This is a genomic window from Roseinatronobacter ekhonensis (genome assembly GCF_900499075.1).
In the GTDB taxonomy this organism is placed as follows: domain Bacteria; phylum Pseudomonadota; class Alphaproteobacteria; order Rhodobacterales; family Rhodobacteraceae; genus Roseinatronobacter; species Roseinatronobacter ekhonensis.
Window position 1 is genome coordinate 1 of the sequence record NZ_UIHC01000095.1, and the last position, 5388, is coordinate 5388.

Annotated in this window: 6 protein-coding genes and 2 pseudogenes; 2 read left to right on the forward strand and 6 right to left on the reverse strand. The window is 57.9% G+C overall.

What is annotated here, in order from left to right:
* Positions 1-128: 128 nt before the first annotated feature.
* Positions 129-1040: pseudogene (locus ROE7235_RS18560) on the reverse strand (DUF2493 domain-containing protein); the annotation flags it as partial.
* Between the two features lie 626 nt (positions 1041-1666).
* On the opposite strand from ROE7235_RS18560, the gene ROE7235_RS18565 reads away from it, so the two are divergent.
* Both ROE7235_RS18565 and ROE7235_RS18570 read left to right on the forward strand, forming a co-directional pair.
* Positions 1667-1942 (forward strand): hypothetical protein, encoded by a 276-nt coding sequence (locus tag ROE7235_RS18565; protein WP_121097297.1) that lies wholly within the window; start codon positions 1667-1669, stop codon positions 1940-1942.
* A complete protein-coding gene (locus ROE7235_RS18570) occupies positions 1942-2274 on the forward strand; it encodes a type II toxin-antitoxin system RelE/ParE family toxin (protein WP_121097300.1) in 333 nt (110 codons plus the stop codon). Before ROE7235_RS18565 ends, ROE7235_RS18570 begins: the two co-directional genes overlap by 1 nt.
* 139 nt (positions 2275-2413) lie before the next feature.
* On the opposite strand, the gene ROE7235_RS18575 is transcribed toward ROE7235_RS18570, so the two are convergent.
* From ROE7235_RS18575 to ROE7235_RS18595, 5 genes and pseudogenes are all read right to left on the reverse strand, one after another.
* Complete coding sequence (locus ROE7235_RS18575) at positions 2414-3142, reverse strand: DUF736 family protein (RefSeq protein ID WP_121097303.1); 729 nt, start codon at positions 3140-3142, stop codon at positions 2414-2416.
* Positions 3143-3279: 137 nt separating this feature from the next.
* Positions 3280-3564 carry a hypothetical protein gene (locus ROE7235_RS18580; protein WP_245964033.1) on the reverse strand — a complete coding sequence of 95 codons (285 nt, stop codon included), beginning with the start codon at positions 3562-3564 and terminating at the stop codon, positions 3280-3282.
* Positions 3565-3654: 90 nt separating this feature from the next.
* A complete protein-coding gene (locus tag ROE7235_RS18585; RefSeq protein ID WP_121097305.1) occupies positions 3655-4101 on the reverse strand; it encodes a DUF6915 family protein in 447 nt (148 codons plus the stop codon).
* Position 4102: 1 nt separating this feature from the next.
* Complete coding sequence (locus tag ROE7235_RS18590) at positions 4103-4489, reverse strand: DUF6878 family protein (RefSeq protein WP_121097308.1); 387 nt, start codon at positions 4487-4489, stop codon at positions 4103-4105.
* 169 nt (positions 4490-4658) lie between these two features.
* Positions 4659-5261 (reverse strand): annotated as a pseudogene (locus tag ROE7235_RS18595) (hypothetical protein); the annotation flags it as partial.
* Positions 5262-5388: the final 127 nt, after the last annotated feature.

A 5388-nucleotide genomic window follows, 5' to 3' on the forward strand; every position in this document is an offset into this window, starting at 1 on the left:
TTACAGATTGCCTCGCAGCATCACATCACAGGGTGGCCGGATGCTCCGGAATCAGTGGCCGGATAAAATCGGAATGGGTGGCCGGATACTTTCGGAATCACTGGCCGGATGACCCCGGAATACGCAGTCTTTGCCGGATCAGCGACCCGCATCACCGTTAGCCCTTTCGCTTCGGCTTTCTGACCGAGGTTCAGTGCGACCCCGTTACCTCCGAAGAGAACAACTCCGGTTGCGGCGAACTTATCGTCCAGCATCTCGTCGTTGCACTTGAAGGGTGCGGCACGTCCGTGTGCGGACCAGCGCGGATCGAAGCGCGCTTGGTTGATGCCCCGCGCACGTGCCCAGCGGGCCGCGATCATCTCTGCCCCATGCTTGCCGCCTTTGTGGCAGATGAAGATGTCCTGATTGCGGTTTTGCTTGATGCGATCCCGAACCTTGTCGAGGGTCCGGAAGATGACGTCGATGTCGGTCCAGTCGGTTGATCCCGACACGATCAGGGGTACTCCCTCAACTTTTGACTTCGCTGCAGTCTCGCGATCATGCTGCTCCAGAAGCTGCTTGGCCTCGAAGACGGCACCCGTCTCTTGCGCTCGAACGCTAGCCCGCGATCCCGCTGCCGGTATGAAGGCATTGCCCGTCTCGATCTCGTAGCATTCCGCTGCCGGCTCCCCCATCGTCTCAATGGCGTCCACGATTTCGCGCAACTGCACGAAGCGCGCTTGTGCCTCTTCGAGTGCGGTCTCTGCGATTTCTGATCCGTCATGACATTTTGCCAGTGCGCTGATCTTGTCGGCTGTGCGATCAACTTCCTTGCCGAGGGCAACCTTGCGGCGCTGCAGAATTGTCGCCAACCCGTGAGCGATGGGTTCGATCTCTCCCTCAAGTCCGGTATTGCGTAGCTGTCCGAGCAGGGTCTCGAAGGTTTCGCGAATGATGCAGTCTTTCAGAATGTCGTCCTGTGGGATTGGCAGGTGTGCATCTTTCTCCGTCAGGCCGAAGAGTTCGATTGTCTCGTATGTTGTCGCTTGATCGTAGGCCATGTGTTCATCTCCAGATGTTTGAGTTTGAGCCCACCACATGCGTGTGGGGGCATGGCCGATTTCTGGTTCACCGAATCTGTCCGGGTCAGGGACGGCGCAGCCGCCAGCTTGCTGGGCGCAAAAGTTTTCCAGGCGCCGTACTCACAACAACCACGACCTCACGCGCAAGACAGACCTCGCAACCCGCACCGCCCTCGCCGAAAAGTTTTGCGATCCTTGAGGCGGGCTGATTTGGGGGCCATCCGGAGGATATGCTTCCATACTCATGTGTGTGTGTTTTGACGCCAGGTTTGCCCGACGCGAGCAGGCAAGCGGTGGGGCCGGACACGCAGGCGGGTGCAGCGGCGGGATCGTTTTGCGCTGCAAAACAGACCAGAGCGAAGACCGCAGGCGTGGCCGAGACCCGCCGTGCTCGCGAAACGGGCAAACCGGGACCCACAGTGCGACATCGCGGTAAGGCCGCATGGCCGCATGCGCGACGGACCAAAGGGCCGTTCTCACCTGCGACACGCGCAGCCGAGCGGGGGAGGCCGTTAGGCTTGGGTGGATTATCCAGTCTGTCAATTCGACAGGCATTGCCAAATACGCGAAAGATGGTAGTCTAATGGAACACCAAGGAGACTCCTATGAGCGTTCAAAAGCAGACCGTCAGCTTTACCGACACCGCCTACACTTTCGCCAAGGAACTGGTGGAAACTGGTGAATATCCCAACATGAGCGCAGCCGTCTCAGGTGAATTGGCAAAGGCCAAGGCTGAGCGCACTCAGGAACGGGCCGTCCTTGAAGCGGAACTAGAACGGCGCTTGTCGCTGCCACTGGATCAATGGGAGCCGGTCGGGACCGCATCGGACATCACTGTAAGCGCGCGTGCACATTTGGCCGCGATGACAAATAAGAGCTGATGCGTTTTATCCAGCACCCGTTCTTCGAGCGGGATATCATTGGTATCGCAAATCACATTGTTGAGGTGACGCAGGGCGATACAGCAGCCGCGTATCGACGGTTGGATGAGATTGATGCATTGCTGGAAGCAATCGCGAACAACCCCGCATCGGGTCTACGCCTCAGCGGACACCTTGAAGGTTGGTTGGTGCGCCACGGTGGGACAGGAAATCGACTGACCATCGTCTTCAAGCCAGACCTTCCCAACAAAACGATCTATCTTGCCCTCGCCGCCTTCGGGGGGCGAAACTGGGTAAAGCTTGCAGCCGCCCGACGCGCGTTCACTGAATAGATGTCAAATAAAGGCCCTGTGCGGCGTGGAGCGAGCACGGAGTGCCATCCAGCAGCCCTTTCAACCAAACAGACAAAAAAGGGGAGCCACGTTGCCGCGGCTCCCCTAATCGATCTAAACTATGTGCCGACTGCTTCTATTATGCGACCAGTGACAAACCACCGCTTGAGTCCGGCTGCTGATCTCCGCTCTGCACGAACGGAATGATCGAGAACGTATCCCCGCCGCGCTGCTCTTCGTTCTGCACGGCGTTAACACGCAAATCGCCGTCAGGTGTGTTGATCAACAACGAGACGTAATCGTGACCCGTCCGATTGCTCTTGGCCATCCAGGCAGACCCAACGCGGATCGGCTTGCCTTTCGGAGAACTGACTTCGATCCGGTAATCCGGGTGGGTGTCTTCTGTCTTGTAGTCGTTCTCGATGAGCATGAAATCCAAGTCGAACATCATGTTGGCGATGTAACCTGCAAAAGCGTTGTCACCATCCATTGCGGTTAACTCACCCGAGATTGAGCCCGACTTCATCGTCCCGTTTGACACCAGCGGAATGATCTCGAAGTCTTCGCTCTTGGCTTTGCGCGCTTCTTGCGTCTGCACCGCGTTGACGCGGAACGGGCCGAGGCCAACATCCAGCTGCATCGAGATGTAGGGAATGCCGCTGGTATTGCCTGTCTCGCTCCAAGCCGTGCCGATACGCACCTTGCGGCCGGATTTGTTGACCGCCGTGACGTCATAGTCGGGGCTGCGCTCTGACATCTTTGCACGGGTTTCCAGCTGGATCGCGATATCGAACTTGGTGTTGTGGATGCTGCCGGTGAAGACTGCGGCTGTGGTGTCTGCGTTTTTGGTAAGGGTTCCTGCGAACATGGGTTTTATCCTTCTTGGGTTATAGGGGCCTAACGTCTTGCCAGACCATCCGAGATTGCTTTTCGACCCCATCATGGGATCACAAAACAGAAAGCCTGCTTTCCACTTTCACCCGACCTTTCCGCCCGGAACGCGCGTTATTTGTGGATTGGAACAGTGCCGCATGGATCACCCTCCCTTTTCTTCTGACTGACCGTCGCAGTGACGCCCTGCACAGGAGCCTCACGACCCGCGATATAGAAGTCACCTTCCGCACCATTGAGCTGTGTTCGGGCGCGATTGGTCAGACCGATCGCGCTTCCGTTCGGTAAATAGACAATCATATATTGGCCAAGCCGGTCCTTGCGCACGACGTAGCCAGTATTCGCCCAATGCACGGACTTGCCCGCATCTACTGCGGCTTTGATATCTTCGATGTTCATCGGATTCTCCTTGATCGGCGCAAAAAAGCCTCCGAGACAGTAATGTCGCGAAGGCGGTGAGATGGGGCGCTGGCCCGAATGGGCTTTGCTTCAAAAATGGGCTGTGCGCGCATCCATCCAATCCTTGAACCCAAGGATCGTTTTCCCAGCCGCTACCTCGGCAATCCAATCTGCACGCGGATCACTGGCAAGTTCAGCTTGCGCCAGATCAATATGGCCATTGGCCATCCAGCCCTCTGGATGAATGCGCCGAAACCAGTCTGCCATGCTTGGAATGCGGCCCTGACAGTCTTCCTTCACATGCTGCTCCCCGATCCAACGGACAGGAATGACGCGTCCCGCAGAATTTGTGATCGTCAGACCAAACTCCCGCTCCGCCTCAAAGACACCTTGGGTATGGTGCCGCAAGGCGCGGTGCGTGAAGAACGCCATATGCGCCTTTGAGGTATCGAACCAATCGTGGATGGCTTGATAGTCGGAAGGTTCGCCGCCGAATTTCCGCGCCGAGCTTTCGGCGTGATGCAGGGGATGCGCCATATCAAAGCCCCTCGTGATAGCTGTGGGTGCTTTCGACGTAGCGGTCAGCATGATCGAGGTCGATGCTGTCTTTGGTGAGGTCCCATGTCAACGTGCCATAGCCGCCATCGTTGTTCTCGAAGCCCGGATGCTGCTGATAGGCAAACGCCCAAGCAAACTCGTCTAGCTGGCTGGAGAGCTCGGGTGGCAGCGCAATCTCGGTCGGCTGCAGCGTGATGTCCTCGACGTTGCCGGAATCGCCATAGCCTTCGTATTCTGCCGTCACTTCGGTAACACCGAGAGTGCGCAGCTGCGCCAGCAGCACCGCGCGTGTCTCGGTGTTTTCGGCATCGCGCTCGGCGGCCCATTTTTCCATTGTGCTGGCGAAGTCGGTGTTTGTATCTGTCATGGTCTGTTCCTTTTGATGGAGGTTGCTCAGCGATGACTGCCCCAGAGATGGGGCGAGGTTCATCGAGAGTTTGTCGGGGTGAGAGCGGGATCGAGGCGCGCAGCAAAGCTGTAAATCGGCACCTGACTGGTCCCAACCCTGCACACCCGACCAAAAGCGGGCTTTCTCTTTAGGCTGCCCGATCGCTCAGCTGCACCGCTCCATTCCCCACGATCCGGGTTAGGATCGCTTCCGCATCGACCCCTGCCCCGTGCGGCACAAACACCCGCAGCTGAAAGGCGATGATCTCGGTAAAGCAACCCAAGGCCTTCAGACCGTCGATCGTGCCTTTGTCAGCCCCACCAATCTCCAGACGCACATCCCCCGCAACGCGGCGGCGCGTCAGCGTCAGGCCGCGGCCCAGGTCGACGGGCGTTGTCGTGCCAAGGGCAGCCGTCAGCATTTGACTTGGCGTCTCGGGCGTCCCCGCCATGAATTTTGCCCTCAGGGCTGCGGCCCCCTCTTCGCTCAAGGTTCGTCCGATCATGCTGGCACAGCCTTCGGGCGTGACGCGATAGATACGCTCGTTGCTTGTCGGAATGGTCTTCCAGATCGGCAGCAACAGACCGGTGAGCAAGTAGAGCTTCGTCGTGGTGGTTTTGGGCAGGCTGTCGGCTTCTTCATCCCAAATGCGGATGAACCCGGGTTGGTCGATGGTCTCCCAAGCCGACGCTTCGAATTTGCTCTCCTCGAGATAGGATTTGCCAGTTGGTCGAACGACCTTGCGCATCAGTGCGTATTCCGGAGGATCCGGCCACCTATTCCGACAACATCCGGCCACCTGTTCCGGGGTATCCGGCCACCTGTGACGCGTTGCCGTGAGGCAGCGTATTTTGGTTATCAGTCTTGAGGGGTTTCGT

Bases quoted from the DNA above. Each gene is read 5' to 3' on its own strand.
- ROE7235_RS18565 (WP_121097297.1), top strand. From the start codon at position 1,667: ATGAGCGTTCAAAAGCAGACCGTCAGCTTTACCGACACCGCCTACACT.
- ROE7235_RS18570 (WP_121097300.1), top strand. From the start codon at position 1,942: ATGCGTTTTATCCAGCACCCGTTCTTCGAGCGGGATATCATTGGTATC.
- ROE7235_RS18575 (WP_121097303.1), bottom strand. From the start codon at position 3,142: ATGTTCGCAGGAACCCTTACCAAAAACGCAGACACCACAGCCGCAGTC.
- ROE7235_RS18580 (WP_245964033.1), bottom strand. From the start codon at position 3,564: ATGAACATCGAAGATATCAAAGCCGCAGTAGATGCGGGCAAGTCCGTG.
- ROE7235_RS18585 (WP_121097305.1), bottom strand. From the start codon at position 4,101: ATGGCGCATCCCCTGCATCACGCCGAAAGCTCGGCGCGGAAATTCGGC.
- ROE7235_RS18590 (WP_121097308.1), bottom strand. From the start codon at position 4,489: ATGACAGATACAAACACCGACTTCGCCAGCACAATGGAAAAATGGGCC.